This is a genomic window from Pseudoalteromonas gelatinilytica, assembly GCF_001641615.1.
Classification (GTDB): Bacteria; Pseudomonadota; Gammaproteobacteria; order Enterobacterales; family Alteromonadaceae; genus Pseudoalteromonas; species Pseudoalteromonas gelatinilytica.
Genome location: NZ_LRRU01000023.1, coordinates 41,538 through 67,708, shown reverse-complemented (window position 1 = coordinate 67,708; position 26,171 = coordinate 41,538). Strand labels below are relative to the sequence as shown.

Genomic DNA, 26,171 nt, shown 5'->3' with positions numbered 1-26,171 from the left:
CTTCATCTAAATAAAACTTAATCCTGTTCTTTAGGAGTTATAAATGACATTTAAGTATGGTGTTGACCAATTAACGTTAGACAGCGTTAATGCTATTGCAGCCGGTACGTTAGAGGCAGAGCTTTGCCAAGAAGCAATTGATAAAATAAATAAAAGCCGCCAAAACGTAGACAAAATGGCTGCCTCAGATAAAGCCATTTATGGTATCAATACGGGCTTTGGCCCATTGTGTGATACACAAATTTCTCCAGAAGAAACCAACCTATTACAAAAGAACTTATTGATCACACACGCTGTTGGTGTGGGTGAGCCAATCGCTAAACCTATTTCAAAGCTGATGCTAATCACCAAAGTACATGCATTAAGCCAAGGTTTTTCAGGTATTCGTTTAACCGTTGTTGAGCGTATGCTTAAGTTTATTGAACTTGATATTATCCCTGTAGTACCAGAGCAAGGCTCAGTAGGCGCATCGGGTGACTTAGCACCGTTATCGCACTTATTCTTACCTCTTTTAGGTGAAGGTGAGTTTTGGGTAAACGACACAATCAAACCAGCAGCAGAGGTATTAAAAGAGCACGGTTTAGCGCCTTTAGAATTACATGCTAAAGAAGGCCTAGCGTTAATTAACGGTACTCAGTTTATTTTATCGCATGCCATTACTGCGCTTACTAAAATGCGTTACTTATTAGACCTTGCAGATATCGCAGGTGCTATGAGTATTGAAGGTATGCAGGGTAGCCAATCGCCGTTCCGTGAAGAGTTACACGCAATTCGTGCTTTTAAAGGTAACGTTGAAGTTGCAGCGCGTATGCGTAGCTTTTTTGCAGGATCTGAAAACATGGCTTCACACACTGATTGTGACCGTGTTCAAGACCCTTACTCATTACGTTGTATTCCACAAGTTCATGGTGCATCACGTAACGCGTACTACCATTTAAAAGAGCTTGCTGAAACAGAAATGAACTCTGTAACAGATAACCCAATTGTGATCAGCGAAGAAGAAGCCATTTCGGGTGGTGGTTTCCACGGTCAACCACTTGCTATGGTATTAGATTACGCATCAATCGCAGCGGCAGAGCTTGGTAACATTGCTGATCGTCGTTGTTATTTACTGCTTGAGGGCTTACACGGCTTACCACGTTTATTAACGACATCGGGTGGCTTAAACTCTGGCATGATGATCCCGCAATACGTGACAGCTGCACTGGTAACAGAAAATAAATCATTGTGTTTCCCGCCATCAGCAGACAGCGTACCAACATCAATGGGCCAAGAAGATCACGTATCTATGGGTAGTATTTCTGGTCGTAAGTTAAACCAGATTTTAGGTAACCTTGATAAAATCTTTGCGATTGAGCTGATGTATGCAGCGCAAGCAATCGAATTTAGACGTCCTAACAAGTGTTCAGACATTATTGAAGAAAACTTTGCGCTCATTCGCAGCAAAGTTGCCAAACTAGAAGAAGACCGCTTACTTAAGCCAGACATTGATGCCATGGTTGCACTTGTTAAATCGCAAGCGTTTAAAGTTAACTAAGGGAGCAAATAATGACTTTTCAAGAACAAATTAAGCAAGGTATCCCAAGCGTATTGCCAGAGCCAAAACCGTATCCAAATGATGCAAACCGAGCTCCAAAACGTAAAGACATTTTATCAGCTGACGAAAAGCAATTAGCAATTCGTAACGCATTGCGTTATTTCCCTAAAGAATGGCATCAAGAATTAGCCGTCGAATTTGCCGCTGAGCTTAAGCAATTTGGCCGTATTTACATGTATCGCTTTAAGCCTAACTATGAACTTAAAGCGCGCTCAATCAGCGATTACCCAGCTAAATGCGAACAAGCTGCCGCTATCATGTTAATGATCGACAATAACCTTGATCCAGCAGTAGCACAGCACCCTGAAGAGCTAATCACGTACGGTGGTAACGGTGCGGTATTCCAAAACTGGGCACAGTACTTATTAACCATGAAGTACTTAAGCGAAATGGAAGAAGACCAAACGCTGCACATGTATTCGGGTCACCCTATGGGGTTATTTCCATCATCAGTAGAAGCACCGCGCGTGGTTGTGACAAACGGTATGATGATCCCGAACTATTCAAAGCCGGATGACTGGGAAAAATTCAATGCACTAGGTGTAACTCAATACGGTCAAATGACTGCGGGTTCATTTATGTACATTGGCCCACAAGGCATCGTGCACGGTACAACCATTACGGTAATGAATGCATTCCGTAAAGTACTTGAAAAAGGCGAATCACCAAAAGGTAAGATCTTCTTAACTGCTGGTTTAGGCGGTATGAGTGGTGCGCAACCTAAAGCGGGTAACATTGCTAACTGTATCACCGTATGTGCCGAGGTTAACCCTAAGGCAGCTATTAAGCGTCATCAACAAGGTTGGGTTGATGAGCTAATTGATAACATGCCAGAGCTTGTTGAGCGTGTACGTACGGCTCAGCAAAATGAAGAAGTGGTTTCAATTGCCTTTATCGGTAACGTGGTTGATGTATGGGAAAGCTTCTTAGCTGAAGATATTTTCATTCACTTAGGTTCAGACCAAACTTCACTTCATAACCCTTGGTCAGGCGGTTACTACCCGGTTGATATCAGCTATGAAGAGTCAAATCGTTTAATTCGTGAAGAGCCAGAAGTATTTAAAGAAAAAGTACAAGCGACGCTTAAGCGCCACGCTGATGCTGTTAACAAGCACACGGCAAAAGGAACTTACTTCTTTGATTACGGTAATGCGTTCTTGCTAGAGGCATCACGCGCTGGTGGCGATGTAATGGCTGAAAATGGTATTGATTTTAAGTACCCATCATACGTACAAGATATTCTTGGCCCAATGTGTTTTGACTACGGTTTTGGCCCGTTCCGCTGGGTATGTACATCAGGTAAACCAGAAGATCTTGATAAAACAGATGCGATTGCTGCAGACGTTTTAAATAAAATCATGGCGGACTCGCCAGAAGAGATCCAACAGCAAATGCAAGACAACATCACGTGGATCAAAGATGCGAAGCAGAACAAACTGGTTGTTGGTTCGCAAGCTCGTATTCTTTATGCAGATGCACAAGGCCGCGCTGAAATTGCTAAAGCCTTTAATGATGCCATTAATCGTGGCGAAATTGGTCCGGTTGTACTTGGGCGTGACCACCATGATGTGAGTGGTACGGATTCACCTTTCCGTGAAACATCAAACATTTATGATGGTAGCCGCTTCACAGCAGACATGGCGATTCACAATGTAATTGGTGATGGTTTCCGTGGTGCTACTTGGGTATCTATTCACAATGGTGGCGGTGTTGGCTGGGGTGAAGTGATCAACGGTGGTTTTGGTATGCTACTAGACGGTAGTGAAGCTGCCGAGCGTCGTTTGAAATCTATGCTATTATTTGATGTAAACAACGGTATTGCTCGTCGTAGTTGGGCGCGTAACGAAGAAGCTAATTTTGCTATTAAACGTGAAATGGCTCGTACCCCTAAACTTAAAGTGACTTTGTCTAATAACGTTGATGATGAAGTTTTATCAAACTTAGATTTCTAAGTTGTGTCAATGCAAAAAGGCCATGTTGTAAGTGCAACATGGCCTTTTTTATTGCCAAAAATTATTAAATAGCGCATCGTTTAGGGTATCAATTTTTAGCTTAGCGAATAAGGAGATAGATATGACTAAAACACTTACTGGTGGATGCTGCTGCGGCGAAGTGAGTTATAAAGTCGCTGATAACTTTAGGCGTTTTTTCTTCTGTCATTGCGAACAATGCCGCAAACTAACTGGCACTGCTCACGCTGCAAACTTGTTTACCTCACCTGATGCTATCGAATGGGTTAAAGGCCAAAATCACATTACGCGGTTTAATTACCCTGGTCGTGCATTATCTAGGGCGTTTTGTAAAACCTGTGGCTCTGCGTTGCCATTTGAATCACAAGACAGTAAATACCTACTTGTACCTGCAGGCAGTTTAAATGAAGAGCCAAGTAAAGAATTAGACGCGCAAATATTTTGCGAAGAACAAACCGAATGGCATAAAAAAGGATTAAATGGCAAAAAGCTGATAGGTTTTGGTCGTGATTAAGCCCGATTAAAGAGTAAAGTTAGCGAGACTCAAGGGTAAAGTTTGCGAGACTCAAGTGGAAAGTTAGCTAGTTACAAGGGTAAAGTTTCTAGGAGGCGTTTCAACGCCGAACAAGTAGCAGCGATTTTACATCGCGTCCCAGAGCCTAAATCCTAGCACCTTATGCTTTCAATCGTAGGCGTGAAACTTGTTTCGCGCGTCAAAAGAGAAGTTAGTGAGATATGAGAGTAAAGTTTGACCAGTTGGTCGAGTTTGATTAATCTGTAAAGCACATTTTAAAAGGAGGTTTTATATGTTTAAAGTTTTAACCTTAGCTGTTTTAGTCTCGTTCGCAGTACCTACAAACGCAAATGAAATTACAAGCGAATTTCTTAAAAAAGAGCTAGAACTTGCTCATTCTCAGTACATCAAAGGTTCGAGCGATAGTGCGCTTTATGCGTTAAATGCACTTGCAAGAATTCTTGAGCTTGATAGCGCTAAAACGCTGCAAACAGAAATAGGCCCGAATAATCTTGCTTTTACTTATCTTCGCATTGGACTCATTCATGAGCATGCAGGTGATCAGCTGCAAGCCAATAGCTACTTTGCAAAAGCGATGAATGCTCACCAAGGCGAAAAACTCAAGCTTGCAGAGCTCAAAGCGTATATAACTAAACTAGATAAATCAGCTGCTCACTTAATTTAAATATAATTGGAAATACAAGGAAGACGATGATCAAATGGCACGAACTAAATAAATATCAAAAAGCTGCATTTTGGTGCTTGATAGCTATTGTCGGTTGGTTCTCACCTGAGATTGCACTGTTATTTCATTTTGGTGGAATAGAAGTTGTATTTGCTTTTTTAGCAATGTACAGCTTGCCTATTATCAGAGTAGTGCGTTCTTACCTTCAAAAAATTAGAGAAAAACTGTTACTTGCCTATGTGTCATTTCAAAAAAGTGCCTCTGGTAAACCCAACGTCTTTTTAATGCAAACGGTATTCTGCTGTATTGCAGTTGCACTCACCGGCTCATTCTCTTTTGCAATGGTATTTTTAATGCCAGGAATGATGTTAAACAATATGCTTGTTTGATTGGGTTAAAGTTAGCGAGATACGAGTTACAAGAGTAAAGTTAGCGAGATACGAGAGTAAAGTTAGCGAGATACGAGAGTAAAGTTAGCGAGATACAAGTTTGTAGGAGGCGTTTTAACGCCGAATAAGTAGCAGCGATTTTACATCACGTCCCAGGGCCTAGATCCTAGTGCCTAATGTTTTTTAACGCGTTTGTAGGTCGTGCTTTAGCGCGATTAAAGTGTAAAGTTAGCCGGTAGCGTTTTAACGCCGAATAACTAAAATTCACGGATGATGCCGTTCCGTCCAGAGCAATAAAAAACACTGTAAATTATGAATGAATTAATAGAGATAGGTTTAAGCACAGTAAAGCAACATCCGTCTTTACCGTTTTCGATTTACTGCGCTAATGATGAACAACATATTGTAAATGTGCCTATCGCAAACCCATTACTTGTCGTTGTGTTATCTGGCAGCAAAACGCTAATAGATACAGAAGAAGTTAATTGTGATGCAGGTAATTTTGTCTTAATGGCAAATACACCTCAGGTTGCAATGCGCAATATTCCACAAAACTTTGGCTATATTGCGCTATTGATTGAATTTGATTACACCGACTTTGAGTGTTTGAAATATCAAGCCGGGGCAAAGAAAAAGTTTATTACAGGGCAAGTCGATCCACTGTTTAAAATGACTTTAAAACAATTTATTGAATGGGCTGCAGTAACACCACCACAATTATGGCCAATTAGAAGACAAGAGCTGCTGCAAGTGCTATTTTCTCAGGGATTCAAAGACTTAGGTTCTATTATTGAGCCACCAACACTGACCCACAAAGTACATACTATTATCGCTGGTGATTTAACGCGTGATTGGGATGCAAGCAGTATTGCAACGACGTTAGCGATGAGCGAATCGACACTCAGAAGAAAGTTAACCGCAGAAGACAGTAGTTTTCAGTTAATTAAAGATAACGCACGTTTAAGCCATGGACTACATTTGATTCAAAGTAGCTCACAATCTATTGGCACTATTGCCCAGCAATGTGGTTTTTCGTCGCAATCTAGATTCACCGATAAGTTTAAACTTTTGTTTAATACGACTCCAACAGCCCTTCGTAAAACAATAATGAGCGAAGCAGGCTAATAATTGACAGTTTTGGTACTAATTTGATCTGTCTTTGCTAGGTATTATGATTATTCTTATTAATCGGAGAATATTATGAAATCATCAACATTGAAAATTGCTACACCGTTATTTCTGCTATGTTTATCTGGCACCACATTCGCTGAGACATTTACTCTAACAAGCAAAGACATTGCCCATGGTGACTTTATGGGGAGTGCGCAAGAGTTTAAAGGGTTTGGTTGTAATGGCGATAACCTTTCTCCACAACTTGCTTGGCAAAATGCACCTAAAGGAACTGAAGCATTCGCATTGACCGTTTATGATCCAGATGCGCCTACAGGGAGTGGCTGGTGGCATTGGCAAGTTGTGAATATCCCTAAGTCGGTATCAAGTTTAGCAAGCGGTGCAGGCAGTGCAGAGAAGAACGCAATGCCAAAAGGCAGTGTGCAGATCACAAATGATTATGGTTTCAAAGGCTTTGGCGGCGCTTGCCCTCCAGTAGGCCATGGCGCTCACCGATATCAATTTACACTACATGCGTTATCACAAAAACTTGAATTACCGGAAAACGCATCAGGTGCGTTGGCAGGCTATATGATTAATGCCTATTCACTTGATTCAGCAACTATTGAAGCGCTTTATAAGCGTTGAGAGAGTAGCGAGATACGAGAGTAAAGTTTGCGAGTTACAAGTTTGTAGGAGCGTTTTAACGCCGAACAAGTAGCAGCGATTTTATATCGCGTCCTAGAGCCTAAATCCTAGTGCCTAATGTTTTATAACGTAGGCGTGAAACTTGTTTCGCGCGTTTGTTTTTAAATAGTCGCGGCGAAAAGACGCCGCTACTTGTGAAACTGTATAGACTCAAACATCATTGACTCGCATCTCGCATCTCGCATCTCGCATCTCGCATCTCGCATCTCGCATCTCGCATCTCGCAACTTTAATCTTCTTTCTTTGCTTTTTTCGCGAGAATTTCAACTTCGGCTTTTTCAGTTACACCTGCCATACTAAGGGCTGTGCTGCCTACCGATTCATATTCCAGTTTGATTTTATCGAGTTTGGCGTCGTTCTTGTCTGGCAAACTTAAGCTACGTGATGACATTCCTTTGGTTAAAACACCAAGGTTATCAAATACTTTTTCTTCACCGTTGTTCATAACGACTTTAATTTTTTTAAGATTCACCGTGCCATGAGTGCATTTGATTTTAATATGGCTGTAGTTGCTGCTGGTGATTGGGTTAACGGTATCGGTTTCGCTTTTGTAGCTGACTTTTTTCTCAGCAATCGTTTTCCAGTCGTCATCACTTGCTAGGCTTTGTACGCTGGTTAAGGCCAAAAATGTGGTTAAAGCGATGAGTTTGACTATTTTCATTTGATTCCCTCCAAAAGTTATCATCATTTAAATTTATAGCATATAAACAGATTGGTTGCCTATGCAAAGTTCATAAAATAGAACCAAAAGCATTTTTTAATCGTATTAACTAATACGTTATAAATTCACCAACCTTAATCAGCATGCTATGCTAGTAAAGTGTCTATAAATTTATGGATTTTCAATGAGATATTACTTTTGTTTAGTGGCTTTTTTACTTTCGACTTCGTCAATTGCCAGCGCTCTGCTGGATGTAAAGCCGAGCAATAAAACGCAGTTTTTGGCACTGATAAAAGACAAACAAGGTGATTACAAAACAAAAGAGGGCAGTGATGCGGTTTGCCAAAACGCATCTTTTTCATTGATAAAAGAATCAACGCAAGGCTTTAGCTTAGGGACGTTAATCGATTTTAGTGACTTACATAACGGCACGCAGGTAAAAAAGATACCACACTTTTGCGTTGTCAGTTCGAAGTTAAAATACTTTGTAAATGGCATTGTTAGAACCAAGCGATATTTTCGCTGTGAAAACGAAGACGATAACGGTTCAACAACTGAAGATCTGCGTTTTAAAGATAATGGCAATATTACTTATACACTGAGTAAACCTGATGTTTCTTGTGTGTTTGAAAAGCAATAATAGTTTTCCTCATACAATTTTAAGCCTATGATGGGCTTTATTTTTAATTGAAAATCTTATGACTAGCCAACTTATTCAAGCATTTTTAGTGCTTGCTGCTTTTTACATAGCAAGCCTTATTATTGACCGCGCTATTAAACAGTTTCAACGTCGCTTTGATTCAACCGCTCTTGAAACTTTTCGGCTTATTTCTAACTCGCAGCGCGCTATTTTATTATTCATAGGTATTGTGCTGGCGTTATCGAAACTGGGTTTTGACGTAGCCGCGTTAGTTGCCGGCTTAGGCCTAACAGGCTTTGCATTGGGTTTTGCGTTGAAGGATGCTATTTCAAACCTAGTAGCAGGTGTGATGATTGTGCTTTATAGGCCCATTAAGCTTGGTAATTACATTGAAGTGAGTAATTCAAAGGGCATTGTTATCGACCTTAATCTGCGCTATATCACAATTAAAGGCGAGGGAGCGGTGCATTTAATTCCTAACTCTTTAATTTTAAGTAATAAAGTGTCAATCATTGATCGCGAAGACGATTAATCACAAATCTTAGCCATAAAAAAAAGCAGCCTAGGCTGCTTTTTTAAGTTTTAGCAAATTACATTTGAGATTGCAGGTAATTCTCAAGCCCTGCGGTTTTGATTAACTGCTGCTGTGTTTCAAGCCAATCAATCTGTTCTTCTTGCTCATTTAAGATGTTATCTAGCGCTTCACGGCTGATGTAATCTTTTTTCTCTTCAGCAAGTTTAATTGCCGCTTTAAGATCAGGTAATGAATCCAGTTCAAAGCTCATATTCGCTTCGATCATTTCTTCAGAGTTTTCACCAATACGTAGGCGACCTAAATCTTGTAGGTTTGGTAAACCTTCTAAAAACAAAATACGCTCAATTAAACGGTCAGCGTTTTTCATTTTTTGAATAGATACTTTGTAATCAGCTTTGTCTAATTTAGAAAAGCCAAAATCTTTAAACATACGAGCGTGTAAAAAGTATTGGTTAATACCTACTAATTCATTCGCTAATACTTTATTAAGTGCAGCAATGACGCTTTTATCGCCTTTCATACAATTAGCCTCTATTCGCCCATTTGAGATTGATGGTAGTTTTGGCTACCAATTTTGTCGATTAGACCAAGCTGTTGTTCTAACCAGTAAACATGATCTTCTTCTGTATCAAATAATAGCTTTTCAAGCACTTCGCGTGATTGATAGTCTTTTTCTTCTTCACAGATTGCAATTGCTTCTTTAACACAGTCAACCACTTCTAGTTCAAGTGTTAAATCGTTTTGCATCATGCTTTTCACGTCTGAGCCAATTAATAGATCACGACGTTTAGTCATGTTTGGTACGCCTTCTAAAAATAGAATACGTTTGATCAACCAATCAGCGTGATCTTTTTCTTCTTCCATCTCGTGGTTAAGACGCTCATACAGCTTATTTAGGCCCCAATCATCGTACATACGAGAATGAATAAAGTATTGATCTATAGCGGCTAATTCGTTTGCGAGTAGTTTGTTAAAACTATCGATGACTTTTTGGTTACCTTTCATAATGCTGTCCTCGAATTCCAAGTTGCGGTAATTGTAGTATATAAAAACAAGATTGCAAACTTTTTCCTTTGTAAATCAGTTGTTTACTATTGAGTGTGATTCTCGTTTAAGTTTGCGTTAATGGTTGATAAATGAACAATTTATCGTTTCTATTCTTAAATAAAAAAAGCCCTTACTAAGAAGGGCTTGTTGTTCTAAACAAAATTTAATTTAGAAACTATAGGTTGCACCAAGTGTCACTGTAGTACCTAAACCTTTAATGTTATAGCCACCGTAGGTGTATGACTGAGCGCGGGCAGGGTAGTAATCATTGTTAAATAGGTTTTCTACCCCCATAAACGCTTGCCAGTTATTGCTAAAGTTATAACGACCGCTTAGGTTAAATAGGTTGTAACTGCTAATTGGCCCTTGGTCGCCAACATAGTCGCCGTCTGCATTTGGTTCAAAGCGTTTGCGTGAACCCACATATAAATAACTCACCGTAAGTGATAACTCATCATTAGGCTGCCAATTTAAGTTAGCAGTGCCTTTTGGTGGGCTTATTTGGCGCGAACCTAAGTAAATGTCGTCTTCGGTGTTTTTACCTTCAACATAGCTGTAAGTTGCAACCAGTTTTAGAGTTGGGTTAATTTTATAATCAACTAATGTTTCGTAACCCCAAATCTCTTGCGGTGCACGTACCGGCTCATAAACACCGGTTACTTCATTAAAGCTATTCGTGGTGCCAAACTCTGATGTACTGCGGTAAGCTGCAAATTCAAAACGTAAGTTATCAAACTGTGAGGTAAAACCAATTTCATAGTTATCGATGATTGATGCTTCTGTTTGAATTAAACCAATATCGTTTACCGTTGCAGCACGTAATAGGCGGCCAATATCTGAGATATCAGATCCTTGTGAATAATTGGCAAACGGGCTGAAGACCTCAAGTAAATTGTATTTCACACCCACGTTATAAGTGGTTGCATCGTAATCTATGGTGTCACCTTTTACACTAAGCGGCACTGAGCACTGTGTTTCAGAGCGGCAAAGCTTTAAGGTTTCGTAGTCATCAACGGTTAAATCAATGCTCTCTTGGCGCACACCCGCTTTAATAACTAAATCATTATTGATAACCCATTTTGTTTGTAAAAAGCCAGCAAGACTTTCCATATCCATTTCTGGTACCCAAACACGGCCATCAACAAGTGGCTGAGACGTCACATCATTCAGTGCATCCAGGCCATAAATGAAGGTAGCTTCAACATTGTCAAAATCAACAAGGGTATTGAAGGTAGCGCGTGCCCCTTTCTTTTCAGAGCGAATGATTGATTGGCCGCCTTCGTAGCCTTCGTCTGGGTTAGCTAAGTTTGTAGAGAAGAAAAACACATTCTCGATGTCTTGCATGTAAAGGTCGAGCGTCATTTGGGTATTAGTAAACAGGGCGTAGTCTGTGTATTTTAAGGTAATGTTTTCGTTACCGTCTGGGCCTTGTGGTTTACCTTGCTTTTGCAGCTCTTTAGGTACATGGATGGCATAGGTTTTTTCGCCATCATTAAGATCCCCTACAACATCCCCTAAATCGGTTTTTTGTTGAGAGCTAAAGTTGTTATAGCTAAATTGCAGTTGCTTCTCATCGTCAAAATCATAACCAAGTTTAGTGAAGTAGTTTTCTGTTACTGCATCAGATAAACCGTACTGTAAGCCCAGAATATCGCCTTCGGCGTCACGTTGAACGCCATTTTCTTCGTAACTTGCGGTGAATAAATAGCTAATTTTATCAGCACGACCATTAATTGCCGCAGAGACTCGCGCACCAGCGCTTTCTTCTAATTTAACTGCACTAAAGCGTGACGATAGGCTGATCTCACCTTCTGGCTGACCATCACTTGTTGCTTGTTTTGTGATGTAGTTGATAATACCGCCCGATGCACCATTACCATAAACAGAGGTAGCACCTTTAATTACTTCGATACGCGCAATGGCACTTGGATCGAGTGTTTTAACTCCTAACGAGCCGTTTCTGAGAGGTGTAGATTGTGGCACCCCATCAATCATCACAAGTGGTGCACGGCCGCGTAAACTCTGACCTGTATTACTCGAACTACCTGTATCTGGTGCAAGGCCTGGTACCATTTGCGCAAGTAAGCTTTGTAGTTCTGGATTAACTTTTAAATGCTCTTCAATTTGCTGTTGGCTAATAATCGTGACGGAGGCGGGTACTTCATCAATGCTTTCAAATACACGGCTGCCTGATACAACAACGTGTTCCATTTCTTCTGCGGTAAGTTTTTTATTGATGGCATCATCAGCAAATGATTGGCTGCTTAGTGCAAGAGCGACCAGAGTCAGTGAAGTTTTTAACATGCTTGTCCTTGTTAAATCAGTATTTATTATTTGATTGTGCGGCAGTCTAAATGTAAAGAAGTGTAAAGGCAAGGCTAATGATAATTATTTGCAATAATAAATTGGCAGGTTTTAGTCATTTGTGTTTGCATGCTTAAGCCAAAGGGCTTAAATGGAGAGTCATGATAAATAGAGGATTGTCGTGTTTAATAGTAAACAAGTAACTGCAGATTAAAGCGGCTTTAGCTTAAAAAACGTTTCAAGTCATCAGGTATAGGCATTGATTTGAAGGGGCTAACATTAGTGCCGCCGGTGTTACCGAGTGGAACCCATATGCGCGAAAACACAATTGAAGCAGCCATGCGAGCAAACTGACCAATTATTTCCTTGGCATTATGGGTTTTAAAACCAATTTTACACATCCACCAATGCGAGTAAGTATGCGCAATGATATAGCTTTGACCCAGAATATGAGCTCGCTCTAAGTGATAAAAAGCGGTTGTGTAATCTGCTTTCTCATAACTCGTTTTAGCCAATATCATTTCGGTGTTAAAGGCATGTTTGAGCTCACTATTCATGGCGAATGTCATTTTCAGTAATGGTTGTTTATTTGTAATGCCGTTTGTACCAAAAGTAAACACCTGAAATCGTGAAAAATAACGGTGACAAAGCAAATAGTAACCACATTAATTGCACAATAGGGCCTGCAAAATCACCAATATGAAACTTATATTTAAAGTTCCAAGTTTGCGTGGTCCAAGAACTTTGGCTGGCATCATAGCTTGCAACAATATCTGCTGAATATGGGTTTGCCCATACCCAACTATAGGCATGGCTTTCACCCGGGTTCTCTATTCTAAAACCAATATTATCAGTTGGCTTTTTCGGTAAATAAATTCTAAATAACTTACCTTCAGGAAATACAGTTTGTGCGTTATCAAACGCTTTTTGAACTTGAAAAGGCGTATCCGCTAAAGGGGGAATAACGGGTGGCGGTTTTGGTCTATCTTCAACTGTGCCTTGCATCACAAATTCTAATACGGCTTTGGTTTGTGGCTTCCAGTTAAACGCCATACCTGTGTAAGCAATTAAAATGAGTGGAATTAAAAAGTACACACCGAGAACGGTATGCAGCTGATACATCAGCACTCTAATTTTTGCTTTACGTTTAATAGCCAAGCGTTTGATACGATTTTTTGGCTTAACCCAAATATAAAAGCCGAGCAGAATTTCAATAATAAGAATTAGCGCACATACCGATACCCAGTTTCTTAACGGGCGGTTTTTATCGCCATCTTCATAAAGCAGCCAGCGGTGCAAAGCCATGGTAAAGCCATAAATCGTAGTGTAGTAATCGTACTCATGTAACACTTGTCCGTTGAATGGATTAACACTCACATAACGGTTGTTTGCTAACTGTAATTGCCACGCAAGATCACTTCGCTGCTCAGGCATTAACAGGGTAACCGGTTGTTTGGTTGAAGCTGAAACATGTTTTATGAGGCTATCAAAATCAAGTGCTGAAGCCGCTGGCGTTACAGTCCATTTATTGCTTTGAGTAAGGTATTGAATGTCTTTTGCGTAAATAAGCAATGCACCGGTCAAACTTAAACAAATCAAAAATAAACCGCTTACTAAGGCAAGCAATAAATGCGTACGACGTAACCACAACTTCAACAAGGTTTGTTCCTTCAGTTTGCTTTTAAAACAAAACTGAATAGTAAATGATAACGCGTAACATTTACACTAAAACTTGTTCAATAGTGCAGCTTTCAATTGCAAAGTTATCATGTAAAAAGTGACGTATTTCATCGTTATTGATGTTGTGCTTGGCACTAAACTTGAGCTCGCAATGAACGTGATGATCATCTATTTGCCATGTTTTGAGGTAATCAACATCAGTGATTGCAAATTGGGTTTTAAGCTCAGTAATAGCATCTGTTAAAGCAAAATTATCTGGGGCTGCCTGCATCAAAATTTTACTGCTCGCTATTAGCAGCAAAATACCATGGTAAATGACATACACAGAAATCAGCATAGTGGCAATTAAATCAACAATATACCATTGATAAAGAATAATTAAGGTACCAGCTATGATCACCACCACTGAAGCTAATGCATCAGACACATTATGTATAAACGCAGCACGAATATTCATGCTGTCTTTAGCACCTGCTTTGTAAGTTAAAAGGGCGGTGACAAGGTCAATAATGAGCGCAAGTCCAGCGACCCAAATGATGATCCAACCATCAATGGGCTCAGGGTTTAAATAGTTGGAGATAGCTTCAACAATTAAGTAACCACCAATCACAATTAAACTTAAGCTGTTAAATAGGGTTGCTAAAATTTCAGCGCGTTTATAGCCGTATTGATAACGATCATTAGCAGGTTTGGCACCAATTTTTCGGGCAATTAGGGCAATGAATAACGACGAGGCATCACTTAAATTATGCAGTGCATCAGCAATTAACGACAAACTGCCAGAAACAAGGCCGCCAATCACCTGAGCGACAGTTAATAACACATTGATTGCAACTGCCAGCATGAGTTGGCGGGTGCTTTGGTTATTTGTATCGTGATGATGGTGGTGTCCGTGTCCCATAAAAATACCGAGTTATTGATTTGCTTTATTTTTATACCATGCGTGCCGCGGTATTGAAATGTTTCTAATGATTTGTTCGTGTACAGATTATAATTTACTGTTCAAATGCGGGTGGATTTGTTAATTTAGCGCCGTTGTACCATTTTTAGTTCTAATTTTTAGGCTCAATGTGAAAGCTGCATTTATTATTTTGATTAGCGTATTATTGCTCCAGCCATTGCTGGATAGCTTTGATGTGGCCGATCATAATGCTGCGTTTAATCACACCTCGGTACTGCTATCAGAAGAAATTGACCTTGAAGCCCATTGCGCAGCCAATGGCGATCACCTGTTACATCAATCAGAGCATGCCGAGCTTAGCAAACAGTTGTCTGACTCAGCCGAAAAAGGCCATTGTCATGTTTGTCACAGCCCAGCGTTTGTCGATTCGCTGCAATTGTCTGAACCTACAGATATCTACTTTACTAAAATTGAATCACTTGATTTCAACTTCAAATCGGCTGACTTAGCACCGCTTCATCGCCCACCTATTTTAGCTCTTATTTAATCAAAAACCCTTTTTAGATTTTTTGGGCTTAGCCCATTTTAAGTAAGAGACACTCTATGTATTTAAGAAATTTTATGCGTTACGCATTGCTGTGCGTATGCTATATGACTGTGACAAATATTTATGCGACAGAACAAGCGCATAATCATCAAGAAAATGAGCAAGCTGAGCATGCTAATGAAGTCAGTTTAACTGAGCAGCAACAGCAACTAGCTAATATCAAGGTTGAGCGCCTTGTACTGAAAAAACACAATCAAACCTTGTATGCACCGGGCGAAATTAAAGCCAATGGCTACGCCAGTTATGTGGTGTCACCGCGCGTTGATTCTATCGTTGTAAAACGCCATGCCTTATTAGGGCAGCATGTAAATAAAGGAGACTCTTTAGTCACTTTATTTAGTGGCGAAGTAGCCAGCCAGCAAACTGAATTTAGATTAGCAGAAGCCGAGTGGCAACGTGTTACTAAAATGACCCCGGGCACAGTCAGCGAAAAACAAATCTTAACTGCCAAAGCCGAGTATGAAGTCGCCTATAGCCGATTAGTTGCCTTTGGTTTATCAAAACAAGCTATTGCACAAACACTCACCATAAGCCCAGAAAAACTCGGTGAATACACCTTGTTTGCACAAACATCGGGGGCTGTTTTAACCGATAACTTTGCCCAAGGTCAGCGAGTTGATTCGGGGATTGAGCTGATGCTAATAGCCGATGAATCTGCGCTTTGGGTTGCTGCTCAGCTTTCAGCTAATCAAGACCGTACTATCAGTAATGGCTCTACGGCGCTGTTAGAAGTTAACGGCAATCGCTATCAAGCAAGGGTTATTCAAGAAGCACATACCATTGATAAACAAACACGCTCACGAACCGTTAGGCTCGAGGTAAAAAACACCCAGCATAGTTTGCACCCAGGCATGTTTGCGGATGTGTATTTTCATTTTGAAACAGACCAAGAGGTACTTGCCGTACCTGAAAACGCGTTAACACGTAGTGCAGATGGTGACTGGCAGTTATTTGTCGTTGATGACGATGGTGGCTTTGCTGCCCAAGAAGTAACCCTTGGCAGAAGTTTTGGTGATTATCGTGAAGTATTAGGTATTAAAGCCGGGCTTGAAGTTGTCACCCAAGGTGCTTTTTTTATTGCATCACAGCTAGCTAAAGGCGGATTTGATCCGCATAACCACTAGAGGTGACGCATGTTTAATTTATTAATTGAGGCGGTGATAAAGAACCGTCTACTCGTGGTATTGGCCTTACTTGCAGCGATTGCAGTGAGTGCATTTATGATCCCAAAACTTAATTTAGATGCTTTTCCTGATGTGACGAATGTGCAAGTTGCGGTGAATACCGAAGCACCAGGGCTTGCGGCTGAAGAAGTAGAGCAACTGATCACATACCCGATAGAAGCAGTTATGTATGCGCTGCCCGATGTAGAGCAGGTGCGTTCTATTTCTAAAACGGGGTTATCGGGCGTCACTGTGGTGTTTAAAGAAGGTGTTGATATTTACTTTGCTAGGCAACTGGTTTTTGAACGTTTGCAGTCTGCTAAAGAGCTGATCCCAGCTGGTGTGGGTATGCCAACCATGGGCCCTAATACATCAGGGCTTGGACAAGTCTATCAGTATTTACTTGAAGCAAAACCTGATGCCAACATAGATAGCATGGCACTGCGTAGCTTAAATGATTGGGTGGTTAAATTACTTATATTACCTATTGATGGTGTGACCGATATTCTGTCATTTGGCGGTGAGGTTAAGCAGTATCAAGTGAACATAAACCCCAATAAGTTACTTGCTTATGACCTAACACAGCAAGATGTTAGTGAAGCTCTAGATGCTAACAACAGTAATGTGGGTGGCTGGTATATGAACCGTGGTCAAGAGCAGCTTGTTATTCGTGGTACAGGTTGGTTTACCCCAGGCGAAAAAGGGCTTGCTGAGATAGCACAAACACCTATCAAAACCATTGATGGTACAGTCGTTAAAGTGGCTGATGTTGCGAATGTTGAGCTTGGTAGTGAAATTCGCCAAGGCGCTGTCACCTTATCTAAACGCAATGAACAAGGCGAAATAGTCAATCGTGGTGAAGTGGTGACTGGTATCGTGCTGAAAAGAATGGGCGCTAATACCAAGCAAACGATTGATGGCATTAACGCGCGTGTCGAGATGATAAATCAAGCACTGCCAAAGGGGGTTGAATTTAAAGCCATTTACGACCAAGCAGAGCTTATTAGCCAAGCGGTACAAACGGTTATTGATGCACTGCTTTTAGCTTTTGTGTTTATTATCATTGTATTGGCGCTATTTTTGTTGGATTTAAGAGCAACATTTTTAGTGTTGTTGTCGATCCCTATTTCGATTGGCTTAGCACTGAGTGTAATGGCATGGCTTGGATTATCGGCAAACTTAATGTCGTTAGGTGGGATTGCTGTTGCAATCGGTATGCTGGTAGATGGCTCTGTTGTGATGGTTGAGAATGTATTTAGGCACTTAGGGCTTAAGCATAACCAACATAAGCCTTCTTCGCAGCTGGTTGCTATTGCTGCAAAAGAAGTCGCACGGCCCATCTTTTTTGCCTCTTTGATCATACTAACGGTATTTTTACCGCTGTTTAGCTTTGAAGGCGTTGAGGCCAAGTTATTTCAGCCAATGGCTGTAAGTATTATGCTTGCGATTATTAGCGCTGTGATCGTTGCCTTGGTTGTGGTGCCAGCTCTGTGCGTGTACTTATTTGCCAAGGGCGTGACAGTAAAGCAAAGTATTCTGTTAAAACCGATCGATATCCTTTATCAACGGGCTTTACAAAAAGCATTGCAGGCTAAACGTAGCGTTTTAGCTATAGCAGGGTTATTGTTGATTGTAGCGGCTGTTATCCTTCCAAGGTTGGGTACTGAATTTGTGCCAGAGCTTGAAGAAGGCACTATTAACCTACGTGTGACACTAGCTCCATCTGCAAGTCTCGATACGGCAATCTCAGTAGCACCAAAGCTTGAAGCCATGTTGCTTGAATTTAGTGAGGTGGAATATGCGCTGAGCCGAATCGGTCGGGCTGAAGTAGGGGGAGATCCAGAACCAGTTAACAACATTGAAATCTATTTAGGCTTAAAACCTCATGAGCAATGGCTAAACGCGAAAACGCGTGTCGAATTACAGCAACTAATGGAAGCCAAGCTTGAGCAGTTCCCAGGGCTTTTGTTTAACTTTTCACAGCCTATAGCAACCCGAGTAGATGAGCTTTTATCAGGTGTTAAAGCGCAATTGGCCATAAAATTATTTGGTAGTGACCTAGGCGTTTTAACTGAAAAAGGCCAACAAATTGAGCAGCTAGTTCAGCAAATACCTGGCGCTAAAGATGTCGCTATGGAGCAAATAGGCGGCGAAGCACAGCTGATAGTTAAACCTAACCGTTTGGCATTGTCGCGCTTTGGTTTATCGGTGGCTGATTTGATGGATGTAGTTCAGCACGGTATTGGCGGGCAATCTGCAGGGCAAATCATTAATGCCAATGAGCGCTATGATATTTATGTGCGTATAGCAAAAAGCTTTCGGCAAAACCCAAATGTGATTGCTGATCTTAGATTGCAAACCCCCACGGGTGCCATTGTAAGGGTGGGGGATGTAGCCGATGTACAAATTGAGTCTGGCGCTCCGCAAGTTCGTCGCGATGATGTTCAAAGGCGGGTGGTTATTCAAGCGAATGTGCAGGGGCGAGATATGGGATCTGTAGTTGCCGATATACGCGCTACCATTGCCGATAAAATGCAGCTACCAAGTGGTTACAGTGTGGCGATTGGCGGTCAGTTCGAAAACCAACAACGGGCACAAAAGCGGCTAATGATAGTAGTGCCATTGGCCTTATTACTGATTGCGTTATTGCTTTATTTTGCTTTTAGTAACCTATCGCAAGTGGTGCTTATTCTTGTCAATGTTCCCTTGGCTGTAATTGGTGGGGTGATTGCATTATATGTCTCTGGGCAATACTTATCTGTACCCAGTTCAGTAGGGTTTATCACGCTATTTGGCGTGGCGGTCTTGAATGGTGTGGTGATGGTTGAAAGCATTAATCAAAGGATTAGTGCAGGAGATAGCAAAGATAAAGCAGTATTTGAAGGCGCTGTTTCACGGCTAAGACCCGTACTGATGACCGCGCTTACTTCAATGCTTGGGCTAATTCCAATGCTCCTTAGCACAGGAATAGGGGCCGAAATACAAAAGCCACTTGCTACGGTTATTGTTGGCGGCTTGGTCAGTGCAACCTTTTTAACTTTATTTGTACTTCCGGTACTTTATAAGTCGATGAGTAAATAAAGCATAATGGGGCTAACTTTTAGTAGCCCCTTTTTAAATGCCGTGTATTTCTGTAAAGGGCGTTTACACCATGCTAAAGCCCTTATAAACTGGGCGTTACAATAATGATGTAAAAAAGGAATACAGAGTGAGTAACGCAATTACAATTCGTCCGGCAGTCGCAAGTGATGCTGCAACAATCCTACATTTTATTACCGAACTTGCTATTTACGAAAAAGAACCCGACGCAGTTAAAACAGACGAGCAAGCTATTTTAAAAACGTTATTCAGTGAAGGCGCAACGGCGCATAGTGTCATTTGTTTAGAGGGCGACACACCAATTGGCTTTGCTGTGTATTTTTATAATTACTCAACCTGGCTTGGTAAAAATGGTTTGTATTTAGAAGATCTTTACGTCAGCGCAGACAGCCGTGGTAAAGGCGCTGGTAAGCAAATTATGCAATATCTTGCTAAGCAAGCACTCGAAAAAGACTGTGGTCGTTTTGAGTGGGTGGTACTTGATTGGAATAAACCAGCCATTGATTTTTACGACAGCATTGGTGCTAAACCGCAAAACGAATGGATTATTTACCGCCTAACAGGCCAAGAGCTTATCGACTTTGCGCATCAATAAGTAATGTTGCTATAAATAAAAATTATCAAATAACTATATAAATAAAAATCATTTGCATTTGATCTTTTCTGTGTGTAGTTTAAATACACATAGAATGATTGGTATAAGTGCAGGTGATTTTTATGACTCAAACAACACGCCACACACCGTTAACTTCGCACGCCATTGATGATGCGCTTGCTCCTTGGCAAAGTGCTATTTATCAAGGCAACTTAGCATTTGAATCTGGCGAGCTTATTACTGCGCGTGATCATTACACGGTTGCAAGCAGCTGCGCCGAAACACTACTGGCGCAATTTTCTAATATTCCAATCAACCATTCGGTAACTCGCTCGTTAGAGCATTGTATTGCAGCATTTGTTGTTGCCACTTTGAATCTTGCCGACACCTTTAAAGTCATGCAAAAACCCGATAAAGCATGCACCTGGCTTTGTCATGCTCATCAACGATTAAGCGTGCTATTAAATCACCCAGAGCAGCAAGTTCGCACCTTGGTGCTGCACCATCATCATAAAACCTATTATGAGCTGGTTAAGTTTGCGAGCATGGCATCGGCATTTCCGGTACTTATTAACCGAATCAACCAGCTATTAGCTGACCATCCCCATAAAACGCAGTTATTACATTAACGATAAGGAATCAGTATGCCTTTTACATTACCCGATTTAGCTTATGACTATGAAGCACTTGAACCGCACATTGATGCGAAAACCATGGAAATACATCACACCTTGCATCATCAAACCTATATCAATAAAGCGAATGCTGCACTAGAGGGCAGCCATTATTTAGAGCAAGATGCTGAAACATTACTCCGCACTATTTCATCAATGCCTGAGTCTTTACAAAAAGCAGTACAAGAGCATGTGGGTGGTCATCATAATCACTCATTATTTTGGCAAGTTATGTCTCCTAATGGCGGTGGTACGCCAAGTGCAGAGTTAAACACTGCAATAGTTGATACATTTGGTAGCTTTGACGCATTTAAAGAGCAATTTACTAATGCCGCGGTAAGCCGCTTTGGCAGTGGCTGGGCTTGGTTATGTGTTGATGAAAATAACCAGTTGGTCGTTGAAAGTAGCCTTAATCAAGATAGCCCATTAATGCATAATCATACGCCTATTTTAGGGCTTGATGTGTGGGAGCATGCGTATTACTTGAAGTATCAAAATCGTCGCCCTGAATATATTGCAGCATTTTACGAAGTGATCAATTGGCCGGAAGTTGAACGCCGATATCTAGCAGCAGTTAAATAGCTGTTTAAATAGTTAAGGTCCGAAACTGGCTAGTCAAAAAATAATATTCAGTTAAGCTAACGGTATTAGCGTGTTACGAGAAGAATTATGACTAGCCAACAATGGCAAACTGCAAGGCAAAGCCGCGACCCACGCTTTGATGGGGTGTTTTTTGTGGCGGTAAAAAGTACTGGCATTTATTGCAGACCCATTTGCCCCGCACCAACAGCACAAGAAAAGAACGTTGAATACTACCAATACGCGCACTTAGCTGCGCAAGATGGTTTTCGCCCCTGCATTCGCTGCCGCCCAGATAGTGCACCGAATAGCCCCGCTTGGCTAGGTACTAAAACCACCGCATTACGTGCCAAACAACTGATTGATAAAGGCGAGGCTTACGACTGTGAGGTTTTAGCCGATAGACTCGGCGTGTCGAGCCGCTATTTACGCCGTTTGTTTAACCAACATTTTGGACTGTCGATCACCCAATATCGATTATTTAACCAATGCAATTTTGCCAAGCAGCTATTACAACAAACAGATTTGTCGGTGGCAGATATCGCATTTGCTTCTGGTTTTAATAGTATTCGTCGTTTTAATGATGCTTTTTTAAAGCAGTTAAATATTGCCCCTTCAAAGTTACGCAAGTCAGATAAAAAAACAGCCTCAACATTAACTTTAACACTGGCATTTAGGCCGCCTTATAACTGGCAAGCACTCCATGATTTTTTGCAGCGCCGTTTAATTAGCGGCCTAGAATGGTTGAGCGCAACAAGCTATGGTCGCACTTTTAAAGATAAATATTGCCAAGGGCAATTCACAGCGCATTTTGTTGAGCATAAAAACCATTTTAAAGTAGCAATTGATATTGATAACACCCGCTATTTACAGCAAGTGATCCATAACATTCGCCGTGTGCTTGATTTAGACGCCGACACGCACACTATTGAACAGCATTTAGATGCAGAGCTTAAAGGCGCGATGCCGCTTTGTGTTGGGCTGCGTTTGCCGGGAATTTGGTCAGACTATGAAGCGGGGATACGTGCGGTACTTGGTCAGCAAGTGAGTGTTACAGCGGCTCATAACCTAGTAACACAGCTTGTAAGTGAGTTTAATCAGCAAAGTAATAACCACTATTTTCCAAGCCCTGAATGGGTTGCCAATTCTGAACTCGATTTTTTTAAAATGCCACAATCACGCAAAGATGCGCTAAGGCGTTTAAGTGCTTATTGTCAGCAAAACCCAGATAATCAAGAGCTTAATAATTGGCTTGAGCTCAAAGGTATTGGCCCGTGGACAGTTAATTACGCCAAGCTACGCGGTCAAAGCCACCCCGATATTTTACTGGCAGGCGACTTAGGGGTTAAAAAAGCCCTCGCTGGAATCAGCGAATTTAATAGCGAGCACTGCGCGCCATTTCGCTCTTATTTAACTTTTCAACTATGGCAACAATTATGAGTATGCAACAAGTTATTATGCCAAGCCCGATTGGCGATATTACCATTCAAAGTACATCAAAAGGCGTCAGTTACGTCGGCTTTTACCCGGTGGTTGCAATGCAAACAGAGGTTGTTGATGAGCACACTCTTACACCCATTTTAATTTGTATAAGTGAGCTTAATGAATATTTTAACGGTGAGCGTACACGTTTTACAGTACCCCTTGATACCCAAGGTACTCACTTTCAAAAGCAAGTTTGGCGTGCGCTGATGGATGTTAAGTTTGGTCAAAGCAAAAGCTACCAAGATATTGCACTTGCCATTAATAACCCAAAAGCGGTGCGTGCAGTAGGCGCTGCAAATGGTAAAAACCCGATTAGCATTATTGTGCCGTGTCATCGAATTATTGGTGCAAACGGTAAACTCACAGGCTATGCAGGTGGCCTTGAAAGAAAAGAGTGGTTACTGAAACACGAAGGCTTGTTATAAAACAGCAATTTTACTGGGACAACGATTGAGGTAATAAGAGTAAGGTAATAGATGATGTTGTCGCGCGATTAGGGTAGCATATTGCGACTTTAAAATTTGGGCAACATCATGGCACAGCTGTACTTTTATTATTCTGCAATGAATGCAGGCAAATCTACCACACTTTTACAATCTGCATTTAACTACCGCGAACGTGGTATGGAACCTGTTATTTTAACAGCGGCTATTGATGATAGAGCAGGTGTTGGCAAGGTGTCTTCACGTATTGGTTTACAGGCTGATGCGCATATTTTTGATGCAGATAAAGATGTATTTGAGCTAATCAAATCATTAAATGCAGAGCAAAAGCGCCATTGTATTTTAGTTGATGAGTGTCAGTTTTTATCAAAAGACCAAGTAATGCAATTAACAGATGTGGTTGATGAGCTTGGTATTCCGGTGCTGTGTTATGGCTTACGTAACGATTTTAGAGGTGAGCTATTTAGTGGTTCACAATACCTACTTGCCTGGGCTGACAAACTAATTGAGTTAAAAACAGTGTGTCATTGCGGTCGTAAAGCTAACCATGTACTGCGTACTGATGAGCATGGCAATGCGATTGCAGACGGTAATCAGGTAGAAATTGGCGGCAACGACCGATATGTATCGGTGTGCCGCAAACATTATAAAGAAGCGTTAAATCTCGGCCGCTAATGCCGAGATAAAGCTATCAATATCTTGCTTAGTGACGCCTAAATGGGTTACTAATCGCAGTGGTTTACCCGGTGAAAACACCATGTTTTGCTCTTTTAACGCATGTGCCACTGCTTTTAAATCGATATGTTCGGCAACATTTGCGTAAACAATGTTGGTATCGATTTGAAAAGTTGACGTATCAAAACCAGTTAACGTGTTTAACTGCTCAGCTAAATACGCCGCGTTATCGTGATCTTCAGCAAGCCTTGCTACATGATGCTCAAGTGCATACTGGCCAGCAGCTGCCAGCATACCCGCTTGGCGCATACCACCACCAAGTACTTTACGCCAGCGGCGCGCTTTATCAATCAGTGCTTTGCTACCTAATAATAGTGAGCCAACAGGCGCACCGAGTCCTTTTGATAAGCAAATAGACACTGAATCAAAATACTGGGTGATCTCAGTGATATCAACACCTAACTTAACCGCCGCGTTATACACGCGGGCACCGTCTAAGTGCAGAGCAAGGTTATGTTTATCAACACACTCTCTGGCTTCTTTTAGATAACTTAGTGGGAGAACTTTGCCGCCAATGGTGTTTTCTAAGCTAAGTAGTTTGGTTTTAGCAAAGTGAAAGTCATCAGCTTTAATTGCAGCCACAACTTTGTTTAAATCTATGCTGCCATCGGCATTATTTTCAATTGGTTGTGGTTGAATAGAACCCAATACAGCAGCACCGCCACCCTCAAATTTGTAGTTATGTGCTTGTTGACCACAAATGTATTCGTCGCCACGTTCACAATGTGCCATCAATGCAAGTAAATTGGCTTGCGTGCCAGAGCTACAATAAAGAGCACTTTCGAAGCCATGGCGCTCAACAGCATATTGTTCAAGCTGATTAACGCTTGGGTCGTCACCATAAACATCGTCGCCTACAGGGGCATCATTCATTACCGCGCGCATGGCTGCTGTTGGTTTTGTAACTGTGTCTGAACGAAAGTCGATCATCTTATTATCCTTATACTAGTTCGTTAAGAATGGCTTCGCGGTCGGCTTGGTCAAAATAGCTCCAAGCAATAAAGCGACTCATTTTTTGGCCTTGTGCCATTTTTATAACTTTTACTTCTTTCACATCAAGTGTGCTAAGCAACTTTTTTATATGCGGCAAAGTGTCAGACTTTGAAACAAGCGATGTAAACCAAATACATTGCTCTGCAAACTCTTGGCTCTCAATACACATTTTACTGATAAATTCGCGCTCACCGCCTTCACACCAAAGCTCGTTTTGGCGGCCACCAAAATTAAGTGCTTTTTGTGGCGCTTTGTTTAGGTTTTTCCATTTACGCTCAGTACCTGCTTTGGCCTGTTGCTCATTGGCATGAAATGGTGGATTGCATAAAGTTAGGTGAAAAACATCTTTATTCGATATCACGCCCGTAAACATTTTATCGGCGTTGTTTTGCTGCTTAACATTAATTTTCAGGCGGTTAAATTGCACAATTTGTTTAGCAATTTTAACAGACAAGGCATCAATATCGGAGCCTGTGAAGTGCCAGCCATATTCGTGATTACCAGTAAGCGGGTAAATCACATTTGCACCCGTGCCTACATCAAGCGCTTTTACTTGCTTTCCCGTCGGAATATGACCTTGGTTATTGCTTGCTAATAAATCGGCTAAGTGATGAATGTAATCCACTCTGCCTGGAACTGGCGGGCAAAGGTAGTTGTCGGGTAAATCCCAAAAATCGATTTTATAATGGCTTTTTAATAACGCTTGGTTGAGGGTTTTAACCGCTAATGCATTGGTGAAATCAATGGTATCATTGCCCGCTGGCGTTTGCGTTATATAAGGTGTTAGGGCAGGAGTATCTTTGCATAGCAAAGTAAAGTCGTAGCCATTTAAGTGGCGATTTCGCGGATGCATTGAGGAAAACCTATCTGTTAGCCATATCAAAGGCTGATTGTACCAAATAAATCTTTGCTCTGAGTTAGTTTGCGGTGGATATTTTTGCTTAGTAGCATTAATACATGGTGAGTAAAATAAGTTGAAAACTGATTGAGTGGATTTACTCAAAGTATGGGCTAGTTGAGGTTAATAGCGAAAGAACGGAGATTTTGGGGATGATAC

At 41.2% G+C, this 26,171-nt stretch carries 27 protein-coding genes; 18 read left to right on the top strand and 9 right to left on the bottom strand.

Features of this window, described 5'->3' with window-relative positions; genetic code table 11:
- Positions 1-43: 43 nt before the first annotated feature.
- The 7 genes from hutH (at position 44) to NH153_RS20340 (ending at position 6,913) form a co-directional block, all read left to right on the top strand.
- On the top strand, positions 44-1,537 hold the full coding sequence (gene hutH / locus NH153_RS20370) for a histidine ammonia-lyase (RefSeq protein ID WP_063707340.1): 1,494 nt from the start codon (positions 44-46) through the stop codon (positions 1,535-1,537).
- Between the two features lie 11 nt (positions 1,538-1,548).
- A complete protein-coding gene (locus NH153_RS20365; RefSeq protein ID WP_063707338.1) occupies positions 1,549-3,549 on the top strand; it encodes a urocanate hydratase in 2,001 nt (666 codons plus the stop codon).
- 121 nt (positions 3,550-3,670) lie between these two features.
- Positions 3,671-4,081 carry a GFA family protein gene (locus tag NH153_RS20360; RefSeq protein ID WP_062568003.1) on the top strand — a complete coding sequence of 137 codons (411 nt, stop codon included), beginning with the start codon at positions 3,671-3,673 and terminating at the stop codon, positions 4,079-4,081.
- A gap of 292 nt (positions 4,082-4,373) precedes the next feature.
- Positions 4,374-4,766 carry a hypothetical protein gene (locus NH153_RS20355; protein WP_063707336.1) on the top strand — a complete coding sequence of 131 codons (393 nt, stop codon included), beginning with the start codon at positions 4,374-4,376 and terminating at the stop codon, positions 4,764-4,766.
- Between the two features lie 26 nt (positions 4,767-4,792).
- Positions 4,793-5,155: a hypothetical protein gene (locus tag NH153_RS20350; RefSeq protein ID WP_062568001.1), complete on the top strand. Its 363-nt coding sequence runs from the start codon at positions 4,793-4,795 to the stop codon at positions 5,153-5,155.
- 312 nt (positions 5,156-5,467) lie between these two features.
- Positions 5,468-6,280, top strand: coding sequence for a helix-turn-helix transcriptional regulator (locus NH153_RS20345; protein ID WP_063707334.1), 813 nt, complete (start codon positions 5,468-5,470; stop codon positions 6,278-6,280).
- 75 nt (positions 6,281-6,355) lie between these two features.
- Complete coding sequence (locus NH153_RS20340; protein WP_063707332.1) at positions 6,356-6,913, top strand: YbhB/YbcL family Raf kinase inhibitor-like protein; 558 nt, start codon at positions 6,356-6,358, stop codon at positions 6,911-6,913.
- 289 nt (positions 6,914-7,202) lie between these two features.
- On the opposite strand, the gene NH153_RS20335 is transcribed toward NH153_RS20340, so the two are convergent.
- Positions 7,203-7,634 (bottom strand): DUF2541 family protein, encoded by a 432-nt coding sequence (locus NH153_RS20335; RefSeq protein ID WP_063707330.1) that lies wholly within the window; start codon positions 7,632-7,634, stop codon positions 7,203-7,205.
- A gap of 184 nt (positions 7,635-7,818) precedes the next feature.
- On the opposite strand from NH153_RS20335, the gene NH153_RS20330 reads away from it, so the two are divergent.
- Together NH153_RS20330 and NH153_RS20325 are read left to right on the top strand one after the other, a co-directional pair.
- A complete protein-coding gene (locus NH153_RS20330; RefSeq protein WP_062565578.1) occupies positions 7,819-8,274 on the top strand; it encodes a hypothetical protein in 456 nt (151 codons plus the stop codon).
- A 58-nt stretch (positions 8,275-8,332) separates the two neighbouring features.
- Positions 8,333-8,806 (top strand): mechanosensitive ion channel family protein, encoded by a 474-nt coding sequence (locus tag NH153_RS20325; protein ID WP_063707328.1) that lies wholly within the window; start codon positions 8,333-8,335, stop codon positions 8,804-8,806.
- Between the two features lie 58 nt (positions 8,807-8,864).
- On the opposite strand, the gene bfr (NH153_RS20320) is transcribed toward NH153_RS20325, so the two are convergent.
- The 6 genes from bfr (NH153_RS20320) to NH153_RS20295 form a co-directional block, all read right to left on the bottom strand.
- Positions 8,865-9,329, bottom strand: coding sequence for a bacterioferritin (gene bfr, locus NH153_RS20320; protein ID WP_054552095.1), 465 nt, complete (start codon positions 9,327-9,329; stop codon positions 8,865-8,867).
- A gap of 11 nt (positions 9,330-9,340) precedes the next feature.
- Positions 9,341-9,814 carry a bacterioferritin gene (gene bfr, locus NH153_RS20315; protein ID WP_063530309.1) on the bottom strand — a complete coding sequence of 158 codons (474 nt, stop codon included), beginning with the start codon at positions 9,812-9,814 and terminating at the stop codon, positions 9,341-9,343.
- A 210-nt stretch (positions 9,815-10,024) separates the two neighbouring features.
- Positions 10,025-12,160, bottom strand: a complete 2,136-nt coding sequence (locus NH153_RS20310; protein ID WP_063707326.1) for a TonB-dependent receptor — start codon at positions 12,158-12,160, stop codon at positions 10,025-10,027.
- Positions 12,161-12,381: 221 nt separating this feature from the next.
- Complete coding sequence (locus NH153_RS20305; protein WP_063707767.1) at positions 12,382-12,717, bottom strand: DUF3703 domain-containing protein; 336 nt, start codon at positions 12,715-12,717, stop codon at positions 12,382-12,384.
- A 28-nt stretch (positions 12,718-12,745) separates the two neighbouring features.
- Entirely contained in the window at positions 12,746-13,816 is a 1,071-nt protein-coding gene (locus NH153_RS20300) for a PepSY-associated TM helix domain-containing protein (protein ID WP_063707765.1), read from the bottom strand.
- A 64-nt stretch (positions 13,817-13,880) separates the two neighbouring features.
- On the bottom strand, positions 13,881-14,741 hold the full coding sequence (locus NH153_RS20295; protein WP_063707324.1) for a cation diffusion facilitator family transporter: 861 nt from the start codon (positions 14,739-14,741) through the stop codon (positions 13,881-13,883).
- 169 nt (positions 14,742-14,910) lie between these two features.
- Between NH153_RS20295 and NH153_RS20290 the strand changes: the two genes are divergently transcribed.
- The 9 genes from NH153_RS20290 (at position 14,911) to NH153_RS20250 (ending at position 24,061) form a co-directional block, all read left to right on the top strand.
- The gene (locus NH153_RS20290) at positions 14,911-15,288 is read left to right on the top strand and encodes a hypothetical protein (protein ID WP_063707322.1); all 378 of its coding nucleotides are present in this window, start codon (positions 14,911-14,913) and stop codon (positions 15,286-15,288) included.
- 104 nt (positions 15,289-15,392) lie between these two features.
- On the top strand, positions 15,393-16,472 hold the full coding sequence (locus NH153_RS20285) for an efflux RND transporter periplasmic adaptor subunit (RefSeq protein WP_240494393.1): 1,080 nt from the start codon (positions 15,393-15,395) through the stop codon (positions 16,470-16,472).
- Between the two features lie 9 nt (positions 16,473-16,481).
- On the top strand, positions 16,482-19,592 hold the full coding sequence (locus NH153_RS20280) for an efflux RND transporter permease subunit (protein ID WP_063707320.1): 3,111 nt from the start codon (positions 16,482-16,484) through the stop codon (positions 19,590-19,592).
- 127 nt (positions 19,593-19,719) lie between these two features.
- Complete coding sequence (locus NH153_RS20275) at positions 19,720-20,205, top strand: GNAT family N-acetyltransferase (RefSeq protein ID WP_054552102.1); 486 nt, start codon at positions 19,720-19,722, stop codon at positions 20,203-20,205.
- Positions 20,206-20,327: 122 nt separating this feature from the next.
- The gene (locus NH153_RS20270; RefSeq protein ID WP_063707318.1) at positions 20,328-20,834 is read left to right on the top strand and encodes a DUF2753 family protein; all 507 of its coding nucleotides are present in this window, start codon (positions 20,328-20,330) and stop codon (positions 20,832-20,834) included.
- 15 nt (positions 20,835-20,849) lie between these two features.
- Positions 20,850-21,461 carry a superoxide dismutase gene (locus NH153_RS20265; protein ID WP_063707316.1) on the top strand — a complete coding sequence of 204 codons (612 nt, stop codon included), beginning with the start codon at positions 20,850-20,852 and terminating at the stop codon, positions 21,459-21,461.
- An 87-nt stretch (positions 21,462-21,548) separates the two neighbouring features.
- Complete coding sequence (locus NH153_RS20260) at positions 21,549-22,898, top strand: DNA-3-methyladenine glycosylase 2 family protein (protein ID WP_063707314.1); 1,350 nt, start codon at positions 21,549-21,551, stop codon at positions 22,896-22,898.
- Positions 22,899-22,900: 2 nt separating this feature from the next.
- Positions 22,901-23,368 (top strand): methylated-DNA--[protein]-cysteine S-methyltransferase, encoded by a 468-nt coding sequence (locus NH153_RS20255; RefSeq protein ID WP_063707760.1) that lies wholly within the window; start codon positions 22,901-22,903, stop codon positions 23,366-23,368.
- Between the two features lie 108 nt (positions 23,369-23,476).
- Positions 23,477-24,061 (top strand): thymidine kinase, encoded by a 585-nt coding sequence (locus NH153_RS20250; protein WP_062565567.1) that lies wholly within the window; start codon positions 23,477-23,479, stop codon positions 24,059-24,061.
- Here NH153_RS20250 and ltaE read toward each other — a convergent pair.
- Positions 24,044-25,051: a low-specificity L-threonine aldolase gene (gene ltaE, locus NH153_RS20245; protein WP_063707312.1), complete on the bottom strand. Its 1,008-nt coding sequence runs from the start codon at positions 25,049-25,051 to the stop codon at positions 24,044-24,046. The genes NH153_RS20250 and ltaE overlap by 18 nt on opposite strands.
- Before the next feature lie 10 nt (positions 25,052-25,061).
- Positions 25,062-25,967 carry a 23S rRNA (adenine(1618)-N(6))-methyltransferase RlmF gene (gene rlmF / locus NH153_RS20240; protein WP_063707310.1) on the bottom strand — a complete coding sequence of 302 codons (906 nt, stop codon included), beginning with the start codon at positions 25,965-25,967 and terminating at the stop codon, positions 25,062-25,064.
- Positions 25,968-26,171 lie beyond the last annotated feature (204 nt).